Below are 25,309 nucleotides of genomic sequence, written 5' to 3'. Positions count from 1 at the left end.
GATTGCAGTCGCTTTAGCGTCTAAAGAAATTAATTTGTGTCTAAAAGAGATAAGTAGCCAATATATAGATTACCATATTTATTCAAAAATAAAGTCATCTTTCCTTTATATTTCCAAATAATTGGTTAGTTTAGACCTTGGGTGATAGTTTTCAAAAGTACCTAGTAAATTATGGTAAAAATGCCGAATTGTTGGCAATCAGAGATTAGCGACGGCTCTAGAAACGCCAAGGGCGAACCCAGATTTTTCCCGACTACTGCCTCATCAATACTTTTAACAGTACTGTGCTTAACGACTACTTGTGCTACCAACGCCCAGGAATCCCCGAAAACCACCAAATTTATACCCAGGTTAATCTCACAATCACCTGCACCTCCTCTAACAGGTGTAGCATCCTCTGGTAATCAAATTTCCCTCAATGGTCGTACTTTACCAGGAACTTGGTTACAGCAGCCTGGAAAATCTGGTCAGGTGACAACCGATATCAGTGATGGGGCATTTAGGCAATTAATTGGAGTAAATTTCTTAAACAGTAGTAATTCAGCGAAGCAACCAATACAGTGGTTTTCGTCGTTGACAGAGCCACTGGTATTAGCTACCAGGCTACTAGGGGCATATCGCTATTTGGATATCACTAATTTTGCTCAAACAGCTGGATGGCAAATTCAAGCTAATGGCAACACTTTGCTGATTTCTACCCCAAAAACACAAATCACAAATATTGTTCAGAGTCAGGAACCTTTATACGCGAGTGCCCCTTTTCAACACGATCGGATTCTTGTCGATTTAGATCATCCCACTCCCTGGCAAGTTGCACAAGGGTCAGCGATCGCCAAACCGCAAATTCCTTCCTCTGATCCAGATACGCCAACTCCCAAATCCACTGTACCGCCAAATCGACAGTGGACAGTTACCCTGGATGGAATCGCTGAACCTGTTTTGATAGAACGCTATACCCCCCAGCCACCAGTAGCACCACCAACATTGCTGCCAAACCTGCTCAAACAATTATCACCAGTTACACCAACAGAACCAATACCACCAGTCCCTGAACCGCTGATTCAAAAAGTAGAGGTAGTAAAAAACCAAACGATTATTAGTCTGAGCGTTCCTTTTGGTCTATCGCCTCAAGTTAGTACTGTCGCTAACCCCAATCGCTTGATTATCGATATTCAACCCGATCCTTTAGAAGAACGAGACATTACTTGGGCCCCAGGATTGCGCTGGCGACAGCATTATGTCAACTTAGGCACAGAACGTTTTCCGATGGTTTGGTTAGAAGTTAATCCCCGCAAATTTGGGCTAACGTTGAAACCTATGTGGGCTAGTGCATCAGGACTAGCCGGTACTGCTCCCTTAATTCAAACAGCACAACGTTACTTAGCAGTAGCTGGAATTAATGGTGGTTATTTTAACCGTAATAACAGATTGCCATTGGGTGCGATTCGTCGAGATGGTCAGTGGTTATCAAGCCCGATTCTTAACCGAGGTGCGATCGCTTGGAATGATTCAGGCCAATTTTACTTCGGTCGTCTCACCTTGGAAGAAACTTTAATTACAGCAAATGACCAGCGCCTACCAATTCTATTTCTCAACAGTGGTTACATTCAAAGTGGCATTGCTCGTTACACCTCAGCTTGGGGATCAACTTACACACCCCTGACAGATAACGAAATTATCTTAGTAGTAGAAAAAGACCAAATTACTAATCAGTTACCAGGCGGCAAAGTTGGTGCGACAGCGGTTCCCATTCCCCAGGATGGCTATCTGCTAGCTTTACGCGCTAACGCTACTAGTGCTGCCTCCCAGCTACCTATTGGAAGCGCAGTAAGTATTTCCAGCGCCACTATTCCAGCTGATTTTAGTCGTTATCCCTACATTATCGGTGCTGGGCCGCTATTAGTCCAAAATCGTCAAATTGTCCTTGATGCCAAAGGCGAAAAATTCAGCAATGCCTTTATTGCCGAAAAGGCTATTCGTAGCGGTATTTGCACAACAGAAACAGGCACACTGATGATTACTGCCACACATAATCGTGTCGGCGGTTATGGGCCTAATTTGGCAGAACACGCCCAATTGATGCAACTCATGGGCTGTGTGGATGCTTTAAATTTGGATGGAGGTAGTTCTACCAGCCTTTATTTAGGAGGGCAACTACTCGATCGATCGCCCAGTACGGCTGCTCGTGTTCATAACGGAATTGGTATTTTCCTGAAATCACGATAATCAGGGAGTAGGGAGTAGGGAGTAGGGAATGGGGAATGGGGAATGGAAAAGTCTGTTAATCACCAATGCCCAATGCCCAATTCTCAGTCCCCATTACCCCTTATCCCCAGAGGGGGCCCCACCTTCCCCAGTCCCCAATCACTTTTTAAAGTTTAGAACAAGCTGTCATTTTGCTTGATGAAGACTTGGTGTAGACATCAGAATTTTAGTAGTGATAGTTTACACCATAAGGTTTGATTTTGCTATGTTTATCAAAGTGCGACAAAATTGCTGATTTTCAAGGTTGCAAGATAGCGCCAGATTTTTTATCAATAGTTAAGAGTATCAACGGTTTGTTATGTCTTCAAATGAGGTAACTATGGCTCGATATCAAGAAACTACACAGACTGAAACTCTACACCTCCCTCCGAACATAACTTCCAGGGGCGTTGCTGCAACTGAATTACGTCCTTGGGGTGCTTTTACAGTTTTGGAAGAAGGGCGCGGATACAAAATTAAGCGCATCGAAGTTAAGCCTGGACACCGCCTCAGTCTACAAATGCACCATCACCGCAGCGAACATTGGATTGTCGTCTCTGGTACAGCTAGAGTAGTTTGTGGCGAGAAAGAAGTACTACTGAGTAATAATGAGTCAACCTATGTACCCCAATGTACATCTCATCGTTTAGAGAATCCTGGCGTGATCCCCTTGGTATTGATTGAAGTTCAAAATGGTGAATACTTGGGAGAAGATGATATTATCCGCTATCAAGATGACTATGCCCGTACCAAGGATTAAAACCAAAAGAACGCTATTAAAGCTCTGATGCCAAAGCTGAATAGATTTTTGTGTAAACCGTCTTTGTAAACGAACTATTGCACCCCAGAAGTCCCTACCTTGTTAAGGTGGGGACTGAAGCATGTTAGTGTTATAAATGTAGTAATAGCGATCGCGCTCATGCTTTTGGTGATTTGGAATTTTGCACAAGCAAGGGTCAACCTATCTGTAAAATGGAAGATGGGGTATTCAATTGCAAAAAACGAGTTCCATGATTCATCTGAGTCAAGCAGCCGTAAGTGAGATTGGGCGAATCAAGTCCAAGCAGCCAAATGTCTTGTTTCGATTGGCAGTAAAACCAGGTGGTTGTTCTGGATTCTTTTATGATATGTCCTTCGATGAAGCAATAAAAGTTGGCGATCGGGTTTTCGACTTGGATGAGATTCAAGTAGTCATAGATGCCACAAGCTTAAATTACCTCAACGGTTTGAGGGTGGATTATTCAGAAGACTTAATGGGTGGTGGTTTTCGCTTCCACAATCCCCAGGCGATCGCTACCTGTGGCTGTGGCAATTCTTTCTCCTTAAGTCTTTAGTAATTGAACAATTAGTCAAAAAACAGATGTTCAATCACTAAGGAAAAATAGCAATTGACATAAAGCCGTAAAAAAAGATATAATCAGGATTTGTTAAAACTTAGACCATAAGCAGCTTTACGCGCTGTAACTCATGCCAACAATACAGCAGCTAATACGAAATGAGCGCGAACAAGCGCGTCAGAAAACCAAGTCCCCGGCTCTGAAACAATGTCCCCAGCGTCGGGGAGTTTGTACCAGAGTATACACGACCACACCAAAAAAGCCTAACTCAGCCCTACGCAAAGTAGCAAGAGTCAGACTTACCTCTGGATTTGAAGTCACAGCTTACATTCCAGGTATTGGTCACAACTTACAAGAACACTCAGTTGTGATGATTCGTGGCGGTCGGGTTAAGGATCTACCAGGCGTGAGATACCACATTATCCGTGGCACCCTAGATACAGCCGGAGTCAAAGACCGCAAGCAAGGCCGTTCCAAGTATGGAACCAAGCGTCCTAAAGAAGCGAAAAAATAGGATTAGGCGATTAATCGCATCCCACACGATTAATCGTCTACCTTCAAAGCGCTAAAGGGCACAAAAAGGAGCGCGATCTTTGTTGTAACAGTAGTTATGAAGGCTGCGAAAGTCTGTTTCAAAAAATCAAGCAAGCTAGATCTACACTAAGCGAGCAAGTGTAGAAGTTCTGAGGAGAACGCTGTAACCGACAGCTAATTTCTCATCTGAACATTAAAGTTTATAATCTTGTCGCCTTGAGTATTTAGTTGCAAGTAGCAAGTCAAGTCCAATTCGCAATTCGCAATTCGCAATTCGCAATTATAAAATCAGTGGGGGCATTACCCCGTGTACTGATTTCAGACCACTGATTTTTTGAATCAGTGGGGGCTTGAGACTCATTAATTAACAATTAAACAATTAAGCGATTTCTTGTATTTAATTGCGAATGGGCGAAAAAGCGAATTGACAATTGTTTTGGTCAAACAATTTTAGATTTTAGATTTACGATAGCGTAGCGTTAGCGAGTTATCGAGCGTCTTTTGGATTGGTCGAACCCACAAGGGAATTAGGCTTACAGACTTTTGATTTGTTCAGATCCTTGGGATCGGAATATATACCGAAAACTTTTAATCCAAAATTCAAAATCCAAAATCAAGAATTGGCATTAAATTAAGTCAGCCTTGCTGCAACGGTCGAAAAAAATAGAGGAAGTCTGAGGGTTGGGTTGTACCGCTTTTAGTTTCCGGTGTCTGATAGCATATAATTTCGTTGCCAATCCGAATTAAAGGTGAAGTATGTCTCGTCGTGGTGTTATTCAAAGGCGCCCAGTTCCGTCTGACTCCGTATATAACAGTCGCCTTGTGAGCATGATTATCAGACGGATCATGCGTCATGGCAAAAAATCACTTGCCGCACGCATTGTTTATGATGCATTAAAAACTATTGAAGAACGCACTGGTGCTGGTGCCTTAGAAACCTTTGAAAGAGCAGTGCGAAATGCCACGCCTTTAGTAGAAGTCAAGGCTCGGCGAGTTGGTGGAGCAACCTACCAAGTACCAATGGAAGTGCGTACAGAACGGGGCACTACCCTAGCACTGCGTTGGTTAGTGCAATATTCCCGTTCCAGACCAGGCCGGACAATGGCCAGCAAACTGGCAAATGAGTTAATGGATGCTGCCAACGAAACTGGCAATGCCATTCGCAAACGCGAAGAAACGCACCGGATGGCGGAAGCTAACAAAGCATTCGCACACTATCGTTACTAAGTAAAAAAGCGATATATCGCCCTCCAGAAGCGGTATATCGTAGATTTACACAAAAAGACGGTTTTCCGTAAAAGTATAGAATCTTAACAAAGAGTAATATACAAGATATCATGAGGCAAAAAATATAGGAGGTAATTGTGGCACGCACGATCCCGCTAGAGAAAGTACGCAACATCGGTATTGCGGCGCATATAGATGCGGGCAAAACAACAACAACAGAGAGAATATTGTTTTACTCTGGGATAATTCATAAGATCGGCGAAGTTCATGAAGGAACTGCCGTCACAGACTGGATGGAGCAGGAGCGGGAGCGGGGAATTACCATTACTGCTGCTGCGATCAGTACCAGTTGGAAAGATCATCAAATTAACATTATCGATACTCCGGGACACGTAGACTTCACAATTGAAGTTGAGCGTTCCATGCGCGTGTTGGATGGTGTAATCGCAGTATTTTGTTCAGTGGGCGGCGTGCAACCGCAGTCTGAGACAGTGTGGCGGCAAGCAGAACGCTACAAAGTTCCTCGGATAGCCTTTATTAACAAGATGGATCGCACCGGAGCGAACTTTTATAAAGTTCACGATCAAATCCGCGATCGCCTACGCGCGAATGCGATCGCCATTCAACTACCAATTGGTAGCGAAAATGACTTCCAAGGGATCGTTGACCTAGTACGGCAACGTGCGTATATTTACGCCAATGACCAAGGTACTGATATCCAGGAAACCGATATCCCGGAAGAATTGCAAGCGCAGGTAGAAGAATATCGCACCAAGCTCATAGAAGCCGCAGCAGAAACTGATGATGCTCTGATGACTAAGTACTTCGAGGGCGAAGAACTTACAGAAGAGGAAATTCGGATTGCCCTGCGTAAAGGCACAATTGCGGGGACTATTGTACCAGTACTTTGCGGTTCGGCATTCAAAAACAAAGGCGTACAGTTAATGCTGGATGCCGTTGTAGATTATCTGCCAGCGCCAAGTGAAGTACCACCAATTCAAGGCTTATTGCCCAATGGCGATACTGTTGAGCGGCGGGCTGATGACAACGAACCCCTAGCGGCTCTGGCATTCAAGATTATGGCTGACCCTTACGGTCGCCTGACATTTGTTCGCGTTTATTCTGGTGTCCTGAAAAAGGGCAGCTACGTTCTCAACGCTAGTAAGAATAAAAAAGAACGGATTTCCCGGTTAGTTCTCATGAAGGCAGATGATCGGCAAGATGTCGATGAACTGCGAGCGGGTGATTTGGGAGCAGCTTTGGGATTAAAAGACACCTTGACAGGTGACACGCTCTGTGATGATGGATCGCCGGTAATTCTGGAATCCCTATTCATTCCTGAGCCTGTAATCTCGGTGGCGGTTGAACCCAAAACCAAAAACGACATGGACAAGCTGTCCAAGGCTCTGCAATCTCTCTCAGAAGAAGACCCCACCTTCCGTGTCCGCGTCGATCCGGAAACAAACCAAACCGTAATCGCGGGGATGGGAGAGCTACACCTAGAAATTCTAGTAGACCGGATGTTACGAGAATTCAAAGTGGAAGCGAATGTAGGTGCGCCACAAGTAGCTTACCGAGAAACAATTCGGAAAGCTGTGAACAAAGTTGAGGGCAAATTCATCCGCCAAAGTGGTGGTAAAGGTCAATACGGTCACGTTGTGATCAATTTGGAGCCTGGAGAACCCGGTACTGGCTTTGAATTCGTTTCCAAAATTGCTGGTGGTTCAGTACCTAAAGAGTACGTTGGCCCCGCAGAACAAGGGATGAAAGAAAGCTGCGAATCTGGTGTTCTAGCTGGATATCCGTTGATTGACGTTAAAGCGACGCTAATTGATGGGTCATACCATGATGTAGACTCTTCAGAAATGGCTTTCAAAATCGCTGGCTCAATGGCGATGAAAGAAGCTGTGCTGAAAGCTTCACCTGTCATCTTAGAGCCTATGATGAAAGTTGAGGTTGAAGTTCCTGAAGACTATATGGGTAACGTCATTGGCGACCTCAACACCCGCCGAGGGCAGATTGAAAGTCAAAGCACCGAAAAGGGACTCGCTAAGGTAACATCCAAAGTTCCACTGGCGAGCATGTTTGGCTACGCCACTGATATCCGGTCAAAAACGCAAGGTCGGGGTACCTTCACGATGGAGTTCAGCCACTACGAAGAGGTGCCTCGCAGCGTAGCTGAAACTATCATTGCAAAAAGCAAAGGGAACGCTTAGTTAAAATAAGGAAATGAGCATTCATGGCACGCGCAAAGTTTGAAAGGAATAAACCCCACATTAATATCGGTACAGTTGGCCACGTTGACCACGGTAAAACTACCTTGACAGCAGCCATCACCCTGACATTGGCAGCTCTTGGTCAAGCTGTAGCTAAGGGCTACGACCAAATTGATAATGCCCCAGAAGAAAAGGCACGGGGTATTACCATCAATACTGCTCACGTAGAGTATGAAACCGAAAGTCGGCACTATGCTCACGTAGACTGTCCAGGACACGCTGACTATGTGAAGAACATGATCACCGGTGCTGCCCAAATGGACGGAGGTATCCTCGTAGTTGCTGCTACCGATGGCCCTATGCCCCAAACCCGCGAACACATCCTGTTGGCAAAACAGGTAGGCGTTCCCAGTCTGGTTGTCTTCTTGAACAAAGAAGATTTGATGGATGACCCAGAACTCTTGGAACTAGTAGAACTAGAACTGAGAGAACTGTTAAGCAGCTATGATTTCCCTGGCGATGATATCCCCATCGTCAAAGGCTCTGGTTTGCAAGCTCTAGAAGCAATGACTAAAAATCCCAAGACCAAACGCGGTGAAAATCCGTGGGTAGACAAAATCTACGAATTGATGGATGCTGTAGATTCTTACATCCCCACTCCTGAGCGGGATGTTGATAAACCCTTCCTGATGGCTGTAGAAGACGTGTTCTCAATTACAGGTCGTGGTACTGTCGCCACCGGTCGGATTGAGCGAGGTGTAGTCAAAGTTGGCGATAACGTTGAACTAGTGGGTATCAGAGATACTCGCGCTACTACCGTAACTGGTATTGAGATGTTCAAGAAGAGTCTCGACCAAGGTATGGCTGGGGATAACGCTGGCGTACTACTCCGGGGTATCCAAAAGGCTGATATTGAACGGGGTATGGTCATCGCTAAACCTGGTTCGATTAAACCTCACAATGAATTTGAAGGTGAGGTATATGTCCTCACAGAAAAAGAAGGTGGTCGTAAGACTCCATTCTTCGCTGGCTACCGTCCCCAGTTCTACGTGCGGACAACTGATGTAACTGGTACCATCAAAGCCTACACCTCTGATGAAGGTAAAGAAGTAGAAATGGTGATGCCAGGTGATCGCATCAAGATGACAGTAGAATTGATCAACGCGATCGCGATTGAACAAGGAATGCGCTTCGCTATCCGCGAAGGTGGTCGCACCATCGGTGCTGGTGTCGTCTCCAAAATTATCAAGTAGCACCTTTTTGCTCATAACAAAGGAGCAGAGATGGTATGTATTTTGCCTCTCTGCTCCTTTCTCTTCCCTTTGAAGAGGCAGAGGGGCAGGGGGCAAGGGGGAGAATAAAAATTACTTCTTTCTCCTCTCCTCCCTGCTCCCTGCCTCCCCCATTGCCCTAACTACGCAGAACCTGGAAAATTAAAGATGGCAACTCTACAGCAGCAGAAGATTAGAATTCGCTTACAAGCCTTTGACAGGCGCTTATTAGATACATCTTGCGAGAAGATTGTAGACACGGCTAACCGCACCAACGCTACAGCTATAGGCCCAATCCCTTTACCAACAAAACGCCGGATCTATTGTGTGCTGCGATCGCCTCACGTAGATAAAGATTCACGGGAACACTTTGAAACCCGTACTCATCGCCGGATTATTGACATTTACCAGCCCTCTTCTAAGACTATTGATGCCCTGATGAAATTGGATCTACCATCGGGTGTAGATATTGAAGTCAAACTTTAATTAGTCATTAGTCATTGGTTAATAAACAAAGGACAAAAGACAAATGACATTAGTATGAATTTTTACATAGCCCTGAAGAAATATATCTCAGGGCTTTTATTTAGCTAGGAAACAAATGATAGAATGTAGATAAAGTACGGGAAAAGCAGAGAAAAAGAAATTTTAAAGATTAAGTTTATACCAAAGCAACAATGACATCATCTTCTAAAATTGCAGTTCGCGAACTACCTCTGTTCCCGTTACCCGAAGTAGTTCTGTTTCCTACTAGACCATTGCCTCTACACATTTTTGAATTTCGCTACCGAATCATGATGAACACGATTTTGGAGAGCGATCGCAGGTTCGGTGTTTTGATGTTTGATCCAGTCAAAGGTACAATTGCAAACACTGGTTGCTGTGCCGAAATCATTCATCACCAACGGCTGCCAGACGATCGGATCAAGATGATGACTTTAGGGCAGCAAAGATTTCGTGTATTAGAGTATGTTCGTGAAAAGCCATACCGGGTTGGCTTAGTTGAGTGGATTGAAGACCAACCACCGACTAAAGATTTGCGACCTTTATCAACTGAAGTAGAACAACTACTGCGAGATGTTGTGCGTCTGTCAGCCAAATTAACCGAACAAAATATCGAACTGCCAGAAGATTTGCCCGATTTACCAACAGAGTTATCTTATTGGGTAGCCAGTAATCTTTATGGTGTCGCCGCAGAGCAGCAATTATTGTTAGAAATGCAAGATACTGTAACTCGTTTAGAGCGGGAAGCAGAAATTTTAACTTCTACTCGGAATCACTTGGCAGCTCGCGCTGTTCTCAAAGACACATTTAGTCAAAAGTGAGGAGTTAGGAGTAGAGACGCGATTAATCGCGTCTGTACAGGAGTTAGGAGTTAAGAATAAATAACAAAAAATAAAAGATTGGAAACTTATAATTTATATTCCCTACCTCATAACTCCTAAATCCTAATTGATAATTCTTAACTCCTAACTCCTAACTAATTGATAACTCCTAACTCCTAACTCCTAACTAATTAATAACTCCTAACTTTTTAAGTAACGGCGCTGATTGGTAAAACATTGTAAGCGCCAAAAATTTTTAAAATCTCTGTGTGAGTAATTAATTCTGCTAAAGCAGATTGCATTTGTGCTTCCTTGGCATCTGCTTCTAAATCCATGAAAAACAAGTATTCGCCTAGCGATCGCTTCGTCGGACGAGATTCAATCCGGCTAAGGTTAATTCCTAGTTGAGCAAATATTTGCAAAGGTTTTACCAATGCTCCGGGTGTGTTGGCAGGCATACTAAAAGCCAGTGATGTGTGACTAGCAGGCGCTTTTGTTGCCTGGTGTGCAGCGTCCATTTCACCCTGACTTACTACCCAAAAACGAGTAAAGTTTTCTGGATTGTCGTTGATAGCACTAGCAAGTATCGGTAACTTGTAGAGTTGAGCGGCTCTACTAGAAGCGATCGCTGCCGTTGTTGTATCTTGCTCCAATCGCTGTAGTGCTTCAGTTGTAGAATTGCTGGGAATAATCTGTACAGTTGGGAGAAACTGCTCTAACCATCCCTGACATTGTGCCAAAGCTTGCGGGTGAGAGTAAACAGTTTTAATCCTATCTAAATTAGACGCGCAGGAAATTAACGTATGGGCAATGGGTAATACCAAAGCTAACTGAATACGCAAACTGTCCAACTGCCATAGTGTATCCATTGTTGTAGTCACACTCCCTTCAATAGAATTTTCTGCTGGTACAACAGCCAACTGCACTTGACCATTAGCAACGGCGTGCAGTGATTGGGAAATGCTGGGATAAGGGCTTAACATAGCTTCAACTCCCATATTTTTGTTCAGCCAGTTGACAGAAAAAACAGCTGCTTGTTCTGTGTAAGTGCCGGGAGGCCCTAAATGTGCGATCGATAAAGTCATGCTTTTAGCCTTGAGTTGCGAGTTTAATGCAAAAACAGAGATTATGATATTTCGTTTTGGCAAATATATTCAACATCTACTCTTACTAAACACTCTGATCTGTAAAATTTACGCACTAAACGAATAGACCGAAATATGTATCCAGAAAAACAAGTTATGGAAATCAGTCTTCTAGCAGATAGATTTCCTAGCAGTTTTTGGCTAAAATCTTCTGAAGATTTAAGAGCAAAAGATATTGGTTTCTACCCAAATAAATAAGCATATTCTTGATTTTGTGTCAATAGTTAAATCCTAATCTATATTTATTGAACTAAAGATAGAATGAGTGTATAAACTTTTTGCTAATGATGTATAGCTGATAAGCAACAACCGTTTTTATAGTCAATAAATTTTGTACTTTTCTAATAATCAGAACTAAGTTGTTAAAAAATATTAAAATTAAGAAACAGATATTTTTATTAGCTCATGGCTACCCGGTTTACTGCCTCCCAATCGGTTGAAATCGCTGTTCCAGAGCAGCCTATTCCCATTCAGCACTACTTGCGCCAGCCTCAACGTCTGGTTAAGGCTTTGGTTGAGAATAGCCGGATTCAGCAACTTTCAGAGGAAGTATTTCGCTTGAAAATGCGTCCGCTGACTTTTATGTCATTGAGTATTCAACCTACTGTAGATATGAGAGTCTGGGCAGAATCAAATGGAATAATTTATTTGCGATCGCTAAACTGTGAAATTTTAGGTTTCGAGTATATTAACCAGCGCTTTGCTCTCAATTTAAAAGGGTATTTGTCTCCCAAAGAGTTTAGCACTGGCACTCGCCTGCAAGGAAAAGCTGATTTAGAAGTGCTGGTGGATTTCCCACCGCCATTTTCCTTCACTCCTAAGCCGATTTTAGAAACTACTGGCAATGGTTTGCTCAAAAGTGTACTGTTGTCGGTCAAGCAACGGTTATTGAATCAACTTTTGACAGATTATCGCTACTGGGTGATATCACAAACCAAAGATAGAGGACTTGACAGTGATAGTACTGAATTACCAATCCTGAATGCTGAGTAATTATTCAATCACTCAGCACTCAGACCTTTGATTTGGCAAGGACGAAAAGACTGACGATGTAGGGGCGAGGGCCCGTATTGTCGCAAAGCCAGCAAATGCCGCTGGCTACCATAACCCTTGTTACACTCCAGATTGTACATAGGGTATTTTAATGCTAGACGCATTACCAGATCGTCACGCCAAACCTTAGCGACAATACTAGCAGAAGCAATAGCGAGCGATCGCTCATCTCCTTTGACTATTGTTTGTTGCGGCAATCGCAAATCTTTGATGGACTGATTGCCGTCAATCAAGCAAAGTGCAGGCTGTACCTTTAACTTCAGCACAGCCCGCTTCATTGCTAACAGCGTTGCTTGCAAAATATTTATCTTGTCAATTTCGGCAGTAGAAGCAAATCCAATTTTCCAGTCTATAGCCAGCCCACAAATTTGCTGCGCTAGCTGAGTTCTCCGAGAACTAGACAGCTTTTTACTGTCTTTAATTTTAGCTGCCATCAGTATTGGCAAAGCGCCATCTGGTAGGATCACTGCTGCCGCCACCACAGGGCCAAATAGAGCACCTCGCCCTACTTCATCCACACCTGCAACCAACTCTGGAATCTCTGACAAGAAGGTAGAAAACTCCAGCCAAGTGGATTGTTCCAAAGGCGTTGGTGATGTTTCTACCATAAAGCAAACTAATTATCCTCGATCGCTGAGGAACGACGGCGGCGGCGACGGCTGGCTGTGGCGCTACTATTAGCTTCACTTTCATCTGCGATCTCTTTGGCGGCAGCAGCAGCTTTTGCAGACAAGCGTCCCGAAGGATTCACAGTCAACTCCGATGGTTCAGTTGTCTCTTCGATCAAAGATTTTTGTTCTGGCTCAATAACTTTTGGTGTCGGTATTTTGCTTGGAGTTATTTCCGGTGTTACCTTTTGGGCAATAGTGATTATTTCAGGTGTTGCTTTTTGGACAATAGTTGATTCTGAGGTTGATTCAATTGGGGTCGTTGGCTGTTGACCGGGCTGAATCACATTAATAATCACAGACTTGGTATTTTTAACCTCTTGCTCTAACTTCACCAAGGGAGATATTCCCATCAAGGCAAATATATCCTGTTCTTGGAGGCTCATTTCTACAGTTCTAATCTCCGGTGGTTCTACCACTGGCTTAACTGGTTCTGCCTTGATAATTTTAGTGCGCTCTACTCTTTCACTCCAGCCCGGTTTACCAAGGGTGGGTGAGGGAACTTCTGATACAACTCCTAGTTCGGGTTCTACATCCAGGTCTAAATCTGGCTCGTTAACAAAAGCCAGGGGATTGGGAACAATCCGAGCTTCATCTTTCCCGTTTAAGCCATTAACACCAATTCGACTACGGCGAGTCCGGGTACGACGCTTATCATTAAGTTCTTGATAACTAGGATGATTGATCAGATTTAGGTTGCTCAATTCCGAGTCGCTGTCAAATGCTTCCGCAAATCCATCATAGGTTTCTCGTGGTTCTGGAATGCGGGCAGATGGCTGACGTGGTTCTCGGTGAGGCAAGGATACAAAACGCTCGCGCTCTGGTGTCTCTGCCGGTATCGGTAATCGGTTTTCGATTTCTCCAGGCAGACGCACGGTATGTCCTAAACCACCACAGGTGGGGCAAATTTCACCAAATAATTCATAAATATTTTGACCCTGACGTTTGCGGGTCAATTCTACTAAACCTAGTTCGGTAAGTTGGGCAATCTGGGGACGAGCTTTGTCTGCTTTGAGTGCTTTATTAAAGTGTTCGAGGACTTGTAGTTGGTCACGTCGCGATTCCATATCGATAAAATCAACGACGATCACCCCAGCGATATTTCGCAGACGCAACTGGCGAGCAATTTCTGTTGCTGCTTCGCAGTTTGTCCACAAAACTGTTTCTCTAGCTGTTGCCGATCGCGTGAAGGAACCTGAGTTAACATCAATTACGGTTAATGCCTCCGTCGGCTCGATGATGATGTAACCGCCAGAAGGTAGGTCTACTCTCGGTTTCAGGGCTTCTCGAATCGCAGCAGTGATGCGGAAGTACTCTAAAATTGGGGAGCGATCGCGATGATGGTCAATCAACAACCCCTGTGGTGTTTGACCGCCACTCCAATTCTGCAAGTACTGTTTGACGCGCTTCAAACCAGTACTGGAATCTACGACAATCCGATTGACATCCGCGCCGTACATATCCCGCAATACACGCTGGATAAAGTCATCGTCCCGGTTGAGTAGTGCTGGAGCACGGGTGGAATGAGCTTCCTGCTGAATGGCCTCCCATTGCTTTTGTAGCAACTCCAAATCTTCCATAATCGCTTCTTCGGGTTTGCCTTCTGCTTCTGTACGCACAAGCAAACCCATTCCCGCTGGCTTGACCAAAATCGCCAGCGCTCGCAAGCGGTTGCGCTCACTTTCACTTTTAATCCGTCGGGATAAATTTACGCCCCGACCATAAGGCATCAGTACTACGTAGCGTCCGGGTAAAGTAATATTACCCGTGAGCCTGGGCCCTTTTGTCCCCGTTGGCTCTTTCATTACTTGCACCAAAACTTTCTGTTGTGGTGTCAGTAGTTCTGTAATTGCCGCTGCGGTACGCTTGAGCTTCAATGGCCCCAAGTCGGTGACGTGAATAAAACCGTTGCGCTCTGGATCGCCAATATTGACAAAAGCCGCATCTATCCCAGGTAATACATTTTCTACTACTCCTAAGTAGATATCACCTATTTGATGATGACCCGTAGCAACAACGAGTTCCTGTATTTGATCTTCAGAAAAAACCGCAGCAATTTGGTGCTGCTCCGCGATGATAATTTGTTTTGGCATTCAATTTCCTCAAAAATTGGCAGCACTTACAGGTTTGAGGTTTGTTGTATCAAGTCCGGTTAATTGCTTAATAATTCAAAACTACTTGCGTCTCCGCCTCAGTTTTAATTACTAGTGTTTTCTCGGTTTGATATTATACTTTCGCTGCCCTCGCAACCCTCAAAAGGCGCTACTGATAATAAAAATCGCAAATCTGAGCTTCTAAGTTAAATAGCTATTGGCGCTCTTAAGAGCGTTTCTAAGGCTGATTATTCCAGAACTGCTGCATATCGTTTAAGCAATTAAATCAACCGTCCTTGGTTGATTTGTGATGCAATACCCTCAATCAAGAGAGTTCTGAGTTGAAAGTTCTAAATCCTGAGTGAGCATTTTAACTCAGGATGCTTTATTTGAGAGTAACCTACTGAATTCGTTAAGAAAAAGAAACTATTTCTATTTTCCATTCCCCGGATTTATCTTAGGGTTATACTTAGCTGCGCCAGTTGCTAACCTGCCTTGAGCCGCTCTAGCCTGAGATAAGCAGCGCTTTGCGCGTCTCGTGAACATCTACAAGTCGGCATAACCGACAGCAGTTGCTTTAACTCTAAAAAAAGTAATGCACTAGCTCTTGGGCACTACCTGGATTAGACATTCAGCAGTTGTTTAAAAAGCATGGATTTAGAGAAGCTAACCGAGCCTGCTGTTAATTACTGATTCACAAGGTAGCTATAGAGAGAGTGTGCATTCTTTAATCTGCCTTTTTGTTTGTCTAGGATAAAATCCTAGAAGTTGCACTCTAATATCTTTGCTTTCGCCCCCTGAATACCAGGGTAGTGAACCAATTAATTCAATCAGCGTCAGAAAATTTCTCTTCACCCTATTCTAACGCAACCTTGCTAAAAATCAATTCCTGGAGCTGCCATCTTCGGACAACTACTAGCAAGTTGCCCTACAGAGATTATACCCCTAAAATTAGCCGATTGCGGTGGATGTGCAGGAGTTGAAATTCTATACCAGCCACTGTCTCTAGCATAAACAGGATTTGTTCGGGACGCAACAGCAAACCGTCCTGGCGATAGCTACCTAGATAACGGATTACAGATGACATAGATTCTGCAACGCTTTTGTGGGTTTCTACTAATTCCAGTTCAAATAAGCGATCGCGCAGATTTATTAACTGGCTCTTGCCTGATTTGGTTATTTGCTCGTACCAAAGTTCCTCTTTTGCTTTGATTGTATCAATCCAGTTTTGCCATTGTATGGGTGTTGTTTCTGCAAGTGCTGCTACAGTAATCAAATACTCTGCGGACTCTAGCTGTTGGGTAGCGGCACTAGCTTTTAAATCTATCTGCTCCACATTATATATAGGTATGTCTGTAGGCATTTCATCAGCCAACTTTTCGAGAAAAGTATCAACTTCCACTGGCACTGTTAACTCAAAATCTGCAATTTCACCGCTGCTAGTAGCCCCAAGAGCTAAAGCAGTTGCTAGAGAAATCCGTGGCATTGGGTGAAACCCACCAGTAAAAGCAATTGGTAAGCTTGCTCGCCGCACAACTCGGTCAAACAGACGGATTAAATCCAGATGGCTGATCAAAGCCATATTACCTTGTTTCCCAAACCAAACTCGCAATCTTTGCGTCTTAGTTGTGTTGGGGACAAACTCGCCAGCAAATTTTGGGATGGCAGGTGATTCAATCACGATATTATGCCCAAAGTCGGTGCCACAGACACCACAATGAGAACAACCTTCAAAAGAGCAGTCGGGTACAATTGCAGCTTCTAGAGCGCGTTGCAAGTCTTTTTGGAGCCACTTTTTGTCAATCCCGGTATCAATATGATCCCAAGGTAGGGGAATATCGAGGGAGTGGGAAGAGACGAGATTAATCGTACTAGAGAGTGAGGAGTTAGGAGTTAGGAGTTGGGTATTTTCTCCATCTTCTCTGCTCCTCTGCCCCTCTGCATGAAACAAATTCCATTCGCCATTTTCTACTTGGCGGTATTTCCAATCTAAATCGGCTTGGGCGATCGCAGACCCCCAAGCACTAAAAGCTCGATCTAAATTTTCATACCAGGAATCCATACCAGCACCTAATTCCCAGGCAAGGCGGACTACTTTGCTCAAATTGCGATCGCCTCGTCCGACAAAATCTTCCATTGCCGAAATGCGAACATCGGTAAAATTTACCTTCACAGCCTTTATTCGGCGAAATTCTTGCCGCAACAGGTTTTGTTTGCGCTTAAATTCAGCGGTAGAAACTGAATGCCACTGGAATGGTGTATGGGGCTTGGGCGTAAAGTTAGAAATCGTCAGATTAAAGTTTAAAGGTTTTCTGCTTTTGCCCCGACATTCTCGCTGTAGCCAGCTTACTGTTTCCGCAATGCCCACAACGTCAGCATCCGTTTCACCGGGCAAGCCAATCATAAAATACAACTTTATTTTATCCCAGCCTTGCTCCCAAGCAGTTTTTACCCCCCGCAATAATTCTTCATTCGTCAACCCCTTATTCACAATGTCTCGCATCCGCTGAGTACCAGCTTCTGGAGCAAAAGTTAGTCCACCTTGCCGTGTACCTCCCAGGATATTGGCAATATTCTCATCAAATCTGTCTACCCGTTGGCTTGGTAGAGTCAGAGAAATATTTTCATTTTTTAAGCGATTTTTGATTTCCATCCCCACTGCTGGTAGAGACAAATAATCAGAACAACTTAGAGATAGGAGGGAAAACTCATTGTAACCAGTTGCCCGCATACCCTGTTCAATTGCTTCTACAACCTTTTCAGGTTCTACATCCCGTGCTGGTCGAGTTAGCATTCCTGGTTGACAGAAGCGACAGCCACGAGTGCAACCACGCCGAATCTCAATACTCAAGCGGTCATGAACCGTTTCTACATAGGGAACTAACCCGATGGAGTATGCTGGTATGGGAGTTGCAACCCGTCGCAGAATTCGTTTTGGCACGTCTGGGCGACAAGGATGAACTGAGCCATCCTCTGCCATGTCGTAAAACTGAGGGACATATACGCCTGGTATCTGTGCCAAATCCAGTAATATATCTTCCCGACTCAAGAGTGCTTGTTTGCCTTCTTCCAACACCAAACCAATTTCTGGTAGTAGTTCCTCTCCATCTCCAAGGGCGATAAAGTCGAAAAAGTCAGCGTAAGGCTCAGGATTTGATGTCGCTGTTTGCCCACCAGCAAAAATTAGGGGAAAAGGAGATGAGGAGGATGAGGGTGGTATTGCTTCCTCATCTCCCGTTACTTCCTCATCTCCTGTTACTTTCCCTGCTTTTTGCCTTTCTCGCCACGTCAAGGGAATTCCAGCCAAATCCAACATTTCGAGGATATTAGTTGCACCCAGCTCGTAACTGAGGCTAAAGCCTAAAATGTCGAATTCTGTCAGCGATCGCTTTGACTCTACCGCAAACAATGGCGTATTCGTTTTGCGTAGTTTGCCTGCCAGGTCTTTTCCTGGAAGGTAGGCGCGATCGCACAATTGACGCGGTTGGGCATTCAAGATGTTATAAAGGATGATGTGCCCTAAATTAGATGCACCGACTTCATATACTTCTGGGTAGGTTAAAACCCAACGTATTGCTGCCGTATCCCAAGGTTTGTGTACTGCTAACAGCTCGTTACCCAGGTAACGGGCTGGTTTTAAAATATCCGACGTTATTAATCTTTCAACTGCAACAACCACTGTGCTATCTTCTAGCTACCTTAATTACAGCTACCCAACCCCAACATTAGCATTGAATTAGGTCTTCTGACAGAGTTTATTGTTGCAACTTACAACTCCTTTACAAAAAGCCCATTTATTGTGCGAACCTTTGTGCTTTTACATAAAGTTATGTTTGGGCCAATTCGGCTTCAGCATCTAATATTTCAAATACTCTATCGAGTTGCGTCAGTTCAAAAATAATTCTAATTTGTGGAGCAACAGCGCAAAGTCGGCAACTTCTTCCTAAAGTAAGAGCCAGCTTGTGTATAGATAACAATGCCATCAACCCTGCGCTGTCTAACGATTCTACTGCTGCGAGGTCTACTACCAAGATGGAAATACCATTTTGCGCCAACGCTGTAGTCATATCTCGTTCAAATTGCAAGGCGTTTGCAGCATTTAAACACCCTTGGGGGCGAATGACTGCAATTTTGGGATAGTTGAGCACTGCCTGCATAGTTACATCCTATTAAGAATTTTGAAGCGTCAAGCTAAAAATTATTTGAACATAAACTCTATTTTGTCGCATCGACCATACGTCTTAGCTCTCTTTGCTGAATCTTTATTGCTTTAGGATGTCTGTTTAAAGATTGTTATAATTCCAGGTTAAAATGTGTTTATATATACTTTTTTTTTATGTCACTTCAAAAACAATCAACTATAGACGGTCATAGAGCAGATAAATTATCAGTAACTATGCTGAGAAACCTTGCTTAGTCTATAACTAAAGCTAATTTAGCTAAGTTTTAACGTGAGGTTAAATCTCTCACTTTAGCGTTGCTGATGGCATACGGCAAAGTCATAGTGAATTATCTATCTAACTAATTAAATTGTGATATATATCACTACTAAGTTAGTATTTGGATCACTCTTTATACTGAGGCTGATCTGGGATGATTAGTGTCATATTACAGTTGGATTATTACTTATGAGAACTCAGTACGCTATTCGTAAATTGGTAGAAAAAGCTCTTGACATTAAAAAACTAACTCCTGAGATAGAGAATGAAATCAATTCAGAGCTGACAGAACTGGGTTACATTTCTGATGTTGATTACGAAGCCCTAGAATTATTAATGGCAGAGATGGATGCTGGACGAATCCAGTTGGTTCCTAGCCTGGGATTTTAAAATAATTCATAATGACGCTCTCTACGAAATGCTGCGCGTAACTTGCTTCTCTATAAGAGTACGCGGACTCGCTACCGCTACGCTAACATAATCAACGCTCTCTACGATAAGTTGCCTGTACTTTGCTTTCCTGTAAGGGTACGAGGACTCCCTAAGGTAATTGTAATTAAATTTAGCAGAGGGATATAAGGGCGATATCATTCTTCAACGCATGAAAGAGGCTGGTATTCGTTACAGTTGAGGAAGAGACTAGAAATTAGGGACTGGGGACTGGGAATACAAAGAATATAAAGAAGAATTATTAAAGAAGTCTCTACGTTGTCTATTCCCCATGCTCAATGACGCTAGTTGCTAAAGAGCGGGAACGCTAAAAGCGAACAAGTCGGGCATTGCCCGCCCAACGCACTGGCTCCCCAATGCCCAATGCCCTAATCCCTAATCCCTAATCCCCAACCCCTCTTGATATGCTTGCCAAAGTTGGTGAATAAACTGATTGAGTTGTTGCTTTGCGACTGAATCAGGTTCAGTTTTTGGTTCTTTCGCTAAAAGTTGGCTCAAGAAGGTAATTACTTCTGTGTCTAATGCTGGGCGAAATAAATTGGCAGGCCAAAGTAAGTCTGATGCATCTCGCAAATCGGTAATTAGGGGTGATTCTTCTATGAAAGTAACCATTAATAAAGGACGCACCCAGCATAGCTGGCGGGAAACTACAAATTGAATGACTTCTGCATACAGGTTTCTGTCGCCATACTCTAGAGACACAATTTGTCCCGCTTGAAGAAAATCTAGGCTCATGTCCATCTTGGGCAGGGGCAAGGATTATTTTGCTTGCAACTTCCTTAATCTTAAAAGTGAAAATGCGCTACCTTTAAGAAAAGCTTCTGTAAGATTAGGGTAGCACTCTTATGGCAGCCATGTCTTAGACGTGTGCCTGATCAAGTGGCTACGCAAAACTAATACAACCAATCCCTGCCAGCAAAGGGTTTTCCTAGCATAGTATCTGAGCAGAAATACTATAGAATAGGTAAAGAACTGTTGAGCGATCGCAAGACAGAGATTTTGTTGTAGTGAAGTAACGAGAAAAGAGCAAAGAGCCGTGTCAGTTGAAACCATTGAAAAGCGTTCCACATCCCGCAAGCTCGCGCCTCGCTATCGCGTTTTGCTCCATAACGACGACTACAACTCTATGGAGCATGTTGTACAGTCACTAATAGTCACTATACCTAGCCTTACCCAACCCCAAGCTGTGAGCATCATGATGGAAGCCCATACTAACGGGCTAGCTTTAGTCATTACTTGCGCCCTGGAACACGCTGAGTTTTATTGCGAAACATTGAAAAGTCACGGTTTAAGTAGCACGATTGAACCTGATGAATAGTCATTAGTCATTGGTCATTGGTCATTGGTCATTGGTCATTAGTCGGAATTTAGAGTATTGGCTGCTGATTAGTGACTTATTTAGTATGAAAAAAAACCTTGTCCGTTTAGCTGAACGCCCTGCCCCTATTAGGCTGGGTGCTTTTATTTTGACTTTATTGTTGCTATGGTTGCCATTGGCTACACCAATATACTTACTAGTGCATGATTCAAATTTAGAAAGTATATTGACATTGGTATTGTTATATGCAATGTTTATTTTGATTTTGAGATTATGGGGTAAATATGTCTACCAACAGCCCCAAATTCTGCGGCATTATGGCTTAGAATTCACGCGACAGAATGGTGTGGATTTGCTGCGTGGCTTGGCTATGGGGATAATTAATATTCTGATACTTTTTGGAGTAGAAGGTTTGTTGGGTTGGTTGGTGTGGCAACAACCGAAAGTTTTTTTGCTGAAAATAATTTTAGAGGGTTTACTTGTTGGCTTAGGTATTGGATTTGCTGAGGAATTGTTATTCCGAGGCTGGTTGTTAGATGAATTACAACGAGATTACAGTCCGCGTGTGGCACTGTGGACAGATGCAACTGCCTTTGCTACATTGCACTTTATTAAACCCTTGGAAGCAATTATTCATACACTGCCGCAATTTCCAGCTTTAGTAGTGCTGGGGTTAACGCAGGTATGGGGAAAGCGTTGGCGGAGGGGATGCTTGGGTTTTCCAATTGGTTTGCATGGTGGTTTAGTTTGGGGTTACTACATTATTAATGTTGGGAAATTAGTGAAATGTTCTGGTCAGGTTCCTGATTGGGTAACTGGTGTGAATAATAATCCTCTGCAAGGAGTGATGGGGGTGTTGTTAATGAGTGTACTAGCTTTGTGGATACGAGGGCGAAGTGAGCGATCGCCTCTCTGATAATATCAGCACTGGCTTACATACACACTCACCATTTGTGGAACCAACAGAAGAGCAATACTTGGTAATAAATGCCCTAGAAGTTCTAAATTTACTTGTTTGGAGATTATATGATGAAGACACAGGGTATTGGCACATTCAAACTCCTAGCACTGTTTTACCCTTGGCAACGATATTACAAAATGGCGAAGTAGTGACCTTCGGATGGGAATAAAACGATGACGCAATCTAATACCATTAAACAGCAGCAAGCGCAAAGAATATTAGAACTATTTGCGATCGCACGTCAACGATATTTAGATGCTGGAGGAGATCCTCGATGTACCCCAAGGGGACTCAAGGGAGATGATTATATGACAGATGAGGAAAGGCAAGAAGCGTTGGTATTAGGAAGGCAAATTTTCTCACAAGAATATATTGATAAATATTGATAATACAGCACGCACCATCAAATATCCTCCCGTGGAAAGCTAGCCCATTCTTCACTACAGGCTAGATCAATTTCCTCTGTAGAAGGTGCGTTTCCTAAATCAGCACATAGACCCCACAAAGATTAGCGGGGAAGGGTAGAGAGTTTATCTGTTAATTCGCGTTCTATCATCAGGAGCAATTTGCTGGATTAAACGTACTTTGTCCACAGTTGAAAGCTGCTTTGCTAGTTTGATATAACTTCTTGTAGACAAACAGGAAGACCCATCGGCCCCAATGACTTGCTGATTGCTGCCCAGACCCTAGCCCTTAACCTGACGCTTGTTACAGCAAATGTCCGCGAATTTGAGCGCGTACCTGGTCTAAGTGTAGAAAATTGGCTACTTTAAAGGCATACATTTAGGTGGCCTAGTATATTATTCATTGCAGTTTGTATAAATTAACTCCTATTCAAAACGCAGCCTCCACAACTGTTCCTACTACACATGCTTTATTCAAATTAACGCCGCTCAAATTTGTACCTTCTAACTCTGCACAGAGTAAATTTGCTCCCGTCAAGTTCGCCCCCGCCAAATTCGCCCCTCGCAAATCAGCCTCTTCCAGGTTTGCTTCACTCAACAATGCCCCTTGCAAATCGGCTCGACTCAAGTCTGCACCTTTGAGATTTGCCCCAGTCAGGTTTGCACCGCGCAAGTCAGCACCCCGTAAGTCAACGCCTTGCAAGTTCACATTCATCAAATTGGCACCACTTAAGAAAGCACCCGCCAATGACACATCACTGAGTCTTGCTCCCATCAAGTTAGCGCCACGCAAATTACTACCCCGCAAGTCAGCACCTGTTAAATCTGCTTGCATCAGGTTTGCCCCCATCAGGTTCGCCCGTAAGTCAGTTGCTTGGAGGTTGGCTCCCATCAGATTTGCCCCCTCCAAATGTCCACCTTCGAGTTTGGAAGCAGCGAAATTAGTGCCGACAAGGGTAGCACCAGCAAGATTAATCCGGCTTAAATCCAGTCGGGAGAGTTCCTCGTCTTCTAAATTTGCCCCTGGAAGTTGTTTGAGTTTTCCTAATCTAATGGCTTCAATATTCATGTAAAGTAACTACCAATCTCCTCACTGATCTTGCTGTGGCTATCCCATTGGGAATCAAGTATCCAGATGCCGGCGCTGAATTTGGGTGTTATCAAGGGTAAGTCTAGTCCCTGTTGCAAACCCATAACTAACAAAGCTAGGGTATCTACAAGTTTAGGGTCAAAACGGACGGATTCTTTCTGTTTGCACTCATCTAAAGCTTGAGTAAATATCTGTTCCCGACTTTGATTTGACGATTTTCGCTGATTGATTCGCCACTGAAAGTCTGCCAATAATGCCAAAATTCTCGACTCTAAAGGAATTTCATCTCCAGCTAAACCTCCTGGTTCCCCTGCGCCATTCCACCACTCGGTTTGGTGAGTAATGATTTGGGCAACGGCTCGCAGTCGTGGCATTGTTCGCAATACTTGCGCTCCTGGTATTAAAGGACAACAGGGGGCGTCTTGTTGATAGCGTGTCGGTATATTACCAGAAGTGAGGACACTTTCTGCATTTTGTAATGGATCTATGCGATGCAACAAAGCCGCTAGCCGCAATCTTTTAATTTGCCATGCGGGAAGATCCAAAAGCTGGGCGATCGCTTCAGCAAGTACCACTACTTCCGCAGCTGCCATTGGATTGTTGACATCTGCCATATCCATCAGTTGTGCCATCCGCAAAAAGGCTTGGATTTCGTTAGAAACCAAGTTGCGATCTAAGATTTGTTTCTGAAGGGCTGTGGGGATGGATAAATTATCTTGCCCTGTCTGGAGATAATCTACTACACGGGAGACAACTGCACCTAGATTTTGGGAGCTGTCCATTGACGGTACAATTTGTTCTTTATCGGCTGTGAGTTTTTTCGCCAGTTCTGGATTGTATTTTTTGATGTGAGCGATCGCTATTTCTGCTGTCTCTTGCACTAACTCTGGCTCAAATGTCCACAAGCCATAGAATTTACGCTCTAAGTCTGATGTCGGTACTCCAGCGCTGCCATAATCAGCCTCTGATAATTCTTGACAAATTACCATTGCTGTGTATTTTGGCGATAAAATAATTAAATGCCACTCTTGCGCTACTGGATCGCTTGGATCTAATCTTACTAAATCTACATTGGGTAACTGACTGGTAGGATGTTCAGCAAAGCCGGATTCAGAGGCAGCCATGATGGCAATTTGGCGGCTGCACTGGGCGATGTCTGCATATCGTTCAGCTTCTTGTAGATACCATTTACCCTGCTGGAAGGCTGTGATGACTAGGGGTGTACCGTCGTCGGTTAAGATATGGTCTTCTAGAGCGTGGCACAGGGCAACTAGGGTATTTTTGTAGTAAACACCGAATCGAATTGGCCTGGTGGTATGGCGATGGGATGTTTCTAATTGTTGGAGTATTGAGCCTTCTAACATGGAGGTTGAGTTAAACGAACCACAAAGAGCGTTGATTAAGAAAGAGTTTGAAATTAGTGCTTATAGCGTTTCCTAAGCAACTGAGGTACACCCAAATCTTTTTTACCAAGGTTAGTAGCTTTGAAAGCGTATCTCACTAGGTCGGGAACTGCTATACAACTATTTAGTTT

At 43.8% G+C, this 25,309-nt stretch carries 23 protein-coding genes and 1 pseudogene; 16 read left to right on the top strand and 8 right to left on the bottom strand.

The window, feature by feature from the left end:
- Window positions 1-171: 171 nt before the first annotated feature.
- The 9 genes from RMY63_RS01440 (at window position 172) to RMY63_RS01400 (ending at window position 10,154) form a co-directional block, all read left to right on the top strand.
- Window positions 172-2,226 carry a phosphodiester glycosidase family protein gene (locus RMY63_RS01440; protein ID WP_416212477.1) on the top strand — a complete coding sequence of 685 codons (2,055 nt, stop codon included), beginning with the start codon at window positions 172-174 and terminating at the stop codon, window positions 2,224-2,226.
- Between the two features lie 358 nt (window positions 2,227-2,584).
- Window positions 2,585-3,004, top strand: coding sequence for a cupin domain-containing protein (locus tag RMY63_RS01435; RefSeq protein ID WP_104907515.1), 420 nt, complete (start codon window positions 2,585-2,587; stop codon window positions 3,002-3,004).
- A 250-nt stretch (window positions 3,005-3,254) separates the two neighbouring features.
- A complete protein-coding gene (locus RMY63_RS01430) occupies window positions 3,255-3,578 on the top strand; it encodes an iron-sulfur cluster assembly accessory protein (protein ID WP_322727041.1) in 324 nt (107 codons plus the stop codon).
- 133 nt (window positions 3,579-3,711) lie between these two features.
- Window positions 3,712-4,095, top strand: a complete 384-nt coding sequence (rpsL, locus tag RMY63_RS01425; RefSeq protein WP_012410236.1) for a 30S ribosomal protein S12 — start codon at window positions 3,712-3,714, stop codon at window positions 4,093-4,095.
- 776 nt (window positions 4,096-4,871) lie between these two features.
- Window positions 4,872-5,342, top strand: a complete 471-nt coding sequence (gene rpsG, locus RMY63_RS01420; protein WP_069070112.1) for a 30S ribosomal protein S7 — start codon at window positions 4,872-4,874, stop codon at window positions 5,340-5,342.
- A 137-nt stretch (window positions 5,343-5,479) separates the two neighbouring features.
- Window positions 5,480-7,558 carry an elongation factor G gene (gene fusA / locus RMY63_RS01415; protein ID WP_322726972.1) on the top strand — a complete coding sequence of 693 codons (2,079 nt, stop codon included), beginning with the start codon at window positions 5,480-5,482 and terminating at the stop codon, window positions 7,556-7,558.
- Window positions 7,559-7,581: 23 nt separating this feature from the next.
- Entirely contained in the window at window positions 7,582-8,811 is a 1,230-nt protein-coding gene (tuf, locus tag RMY63_RS01410) for an elongation factor Tu (RefSeq protein ID WP_322726971.1), read from the top strand.
- A gap of 186 nt (window positions 8,812-8,997) precedes the next feature.
- Window positions 8,998-9,315, top strand: a complete 318-nt coding sequence (gene rpsJ, locus RMY63_RS01405; protein ID WP_008232935.1) for a 30S ribosomal protein S10 — start codon at window positions 8,998-9,000, stop codon at window positions 9,313-9,315.
- Between the two features lie 191 nt (window positions 9,316-9,506).
- Window positions 9,507-10,154: an LON peptidase substrate-binding domain-containing protein gene (locus tag RMY63_RS01400; RefSeq protein WP_322726970.1), complete on the top strand. Its 648-nt coding sequence runs from the start codon at window positions 9,507-9,509 to the stop codon at window positions 10,152-10,154.
- A 209-nt stretch (window positions 10,155-10,363) separates the two neighbouring features.
- On the opposite strand, the gene pheA is transcribed toward RMY63_RS01400, so the two are convergent.
- Window positions 10,364-11,239, bottom strand: a complete 876-nt coding sequence (gene pheA, locus RMY63_RS01395; protein ID WP_322726969.1) for a prephenate dehydratase — start codon at window positions 11,237-11,239, stop codon at window positions 10,364-10,366.
- A gap of 465 nt (window positions 11,240-11,704) precedes the next feature.
- Between pheA and RMY63_RS01390 the strand changes: the two genes are divergently transcribed.
- Window positions 11,705-12,292 carry a DUF1997 domain-containing protein gene (locus RMY63_RS01390; RefSeq protein WP_322726968.1) on the top strand — a complete coding sequence of 196 codons (588 nt, stop codon included), beginning with the start codon at window positions 11,705-11,707 and terminating at the stop codon, window positions 12,290-12,292.
- An 8-nt stretch (window positions 12,293-12,300) separates the two neighbouring features.
- On the opposite strand, the gene RMY63_RS01385 is transcribed toward RMY63_RS01390, so the two are convergent.
- From RMY63_RS01385 to RMY63_RS01370, 4 genes are all read right to left on the bottom strand, one after another.
- Window positions 12,301-12,960 (bottom strand): ribonuclease HII, encoded by a 660-nt coding sequence (locus RMY63_RS01385; RefSeq protein WP_322726967.1) that lies wholly within the window; start codon window positions 12,958-12,960, stop codon window positions 12,301-12,303.
- 8 nt (window positions 12,961-12,968) lie between these two features.
- Window positions 12,969-15,113, bottom strand: coding sequence for an Rne/Rng family ribonuclease (locus tag RMY63_RS01380; protein ID WP_322726966.1), 2,145 nt, complete (start codon window positions 15,111-15,113; stop codon window positions 12,969-12,971).
- A 937-nt stretch (window positions 15,114-16,050) separates the two neighbouring features.
- Entirely contained in the window at window positions 16,051-18,792 is a 2,742-nt protein-coding gene (locus RMY63_RS01375; protein ID WP_322726965.1) for a TIGR03936 family radical SAM-associated protein, read from the bottom strand.
- 148 nt (window positions 18,793-18,940) lie between these two features.
- Entirely contained in the window at window positions 18,941-19,270 is a 330-nt protein-coding gene (locus tag RMY63_RS01370) for an STAS domain-containing protein (RefSeq protein WP_322726964.1), read from the bottom strand.
- 471 nt (window positions 19,271-19,741) lie between these two features.
- Between RMY63_RS01370 and RMY63_RS01365 the strand changes: the two genes are divergently transcribed.
- Window positions 19,742-19,942 (top strand): hypothetical protein, encoded by a 201-nt coding sequence (locus tag RMY63_RS01365; protein ID WP_094349495.1) that lies wholly within the window; start codon window positions 19,742-19,744, stop codon window positions 19,940-19,942.
- Window positions 19,943-20,377: 435 nt separating this feature from the next.
- On the opposite strand, the gene RMY63_RS01360 is transcribed toward RMY63_RS01365, so the two are convergent.
- On the bottom strand, window positions 20,378-20,743 hold the full coding sequence (locus RMY63_RS01360; RefSeq protein ID WP_322726963.1) for a hypothetical protein: 366 nt from the start codon (window positions 20,741-20,743) through the stop codon (window positions 20,378-20,380).
- 295 nt (window positions 20,744-21,038) lie between these two features.
- Here RMY63_RS01360 and clpS point away from each other — a divergent pair, with 295 nt between their 5' ends.
- From clpS to RMY63_RS41670, 5 genes and pseudogenes are all read left to right on the top strand, one after another.
- Window positions 21,039-21,320: an ATP-dependent Clp protease adapter ClpS gene (gene clpS, locus RMY63_RS01355; RefSeq protein WP_322726962.1), complete on the top strand. Its 282-nt coding sequence runs from the start codon at window positions 21,039-21,041 to the stop codon at window positions 21,318-21,320.
- A gap of 85 nt (window positions 21,321-21,405) precedes the next feature.
- Window positions 21,406-22,236 carry a type II CAAX endopeptidase family protein gene (locus RMY63_RS01350; RefSeq protein ID WP_322726961.1) on the top strand — a complete coding sequence of 277 codons (831 nt, stop codon included), beginning with the start codon at window positions 21,406-21,408 and terminating at the stop codon, window positions 22,234-22,236.
- Window positions 22,217-22,450, top strand: coding sequence for a hypothetical protein (locus tag RMY63_RS01345; RefSeq protein ID WP_322726960.1), 234 nt, complete (start codon window positions 22,217-22,219; stop codon window positions 22,448-22,450). Before RMY63_RS01350 ends, RMY63_RS01345 begins: the two co-directional genes overlap by 20 nt.
- Window positions 22,451-22,454: 4 nt before the next feature.
- Complete coding sequence (locus RMY63_RS01340) at window positions 22,455-22,667, top strand: hypothetical protein (RefSeq protein WP_322726959.1); 213 nt, start codon at window positions 22,455-22,457, stop codon at window positions 22,665-22,667.
- Window positions 22,668-22,922: 255 nt separating this feature from the next.
- Window positions 22,923-23,054 (top strand): annotated as a pseudogene (locus RMY63_RS41670) (VapC toxin family PIN domain ribonuclease); the annotation flags it as partial.
- Window positions 23,055-23,115: 61 nt separating this feature from the next.
- On the opposite strand, the gene RMY63_RS01335 reads toward RMY63_RS41670, so the two are convergent.
- Both RMY63_RS01335 and RMY63_RS01330 read right to left on the bottom strand, forming a co-directional pair.
- On the bottom strand, window positions 23,116-23,754 hold the full coding sequence (locus RMY63_RS01335) for a pentapeptide repeat-containing protein (protein ID WP_322726958.1): 639 nt from the start codon (window positions 23,752-23,754) through the stop codon (window positions 23,116-23,118).
- Complete coding sequence (locus RMY63_RS01330) at window positions 23,751-25,139, bottom strand: DICT sensory domain-containing protein (RefSeq protein ID WP_322726957.1); 1,389 nt, start codon at window positions 25,137-25,139, stop codon at window positions 23,751-23,753. Before RMY63_RS01330 ends, RMY63_RS01335 begins: the two co-directional genes overlap by 4 nt.
- Window positions 25,140-25,309: the final 170 nt, after the last annotated feature.

The sequence above is a fragment of the Nostoc sp. ChiQUE01b genome (genome assembly GCF_034531255.1).
Lineage (GTDB): Bacteria > Cyanobacteriota > Cyanobacteriia > Cyanobacteriales > Nostocaceae > Nostoc.
The sequence above is the reverse complement of the archived record's forward strand: the minus strand, read 5'-3'. Positions and strand labels throughout refer to the sequence as shown.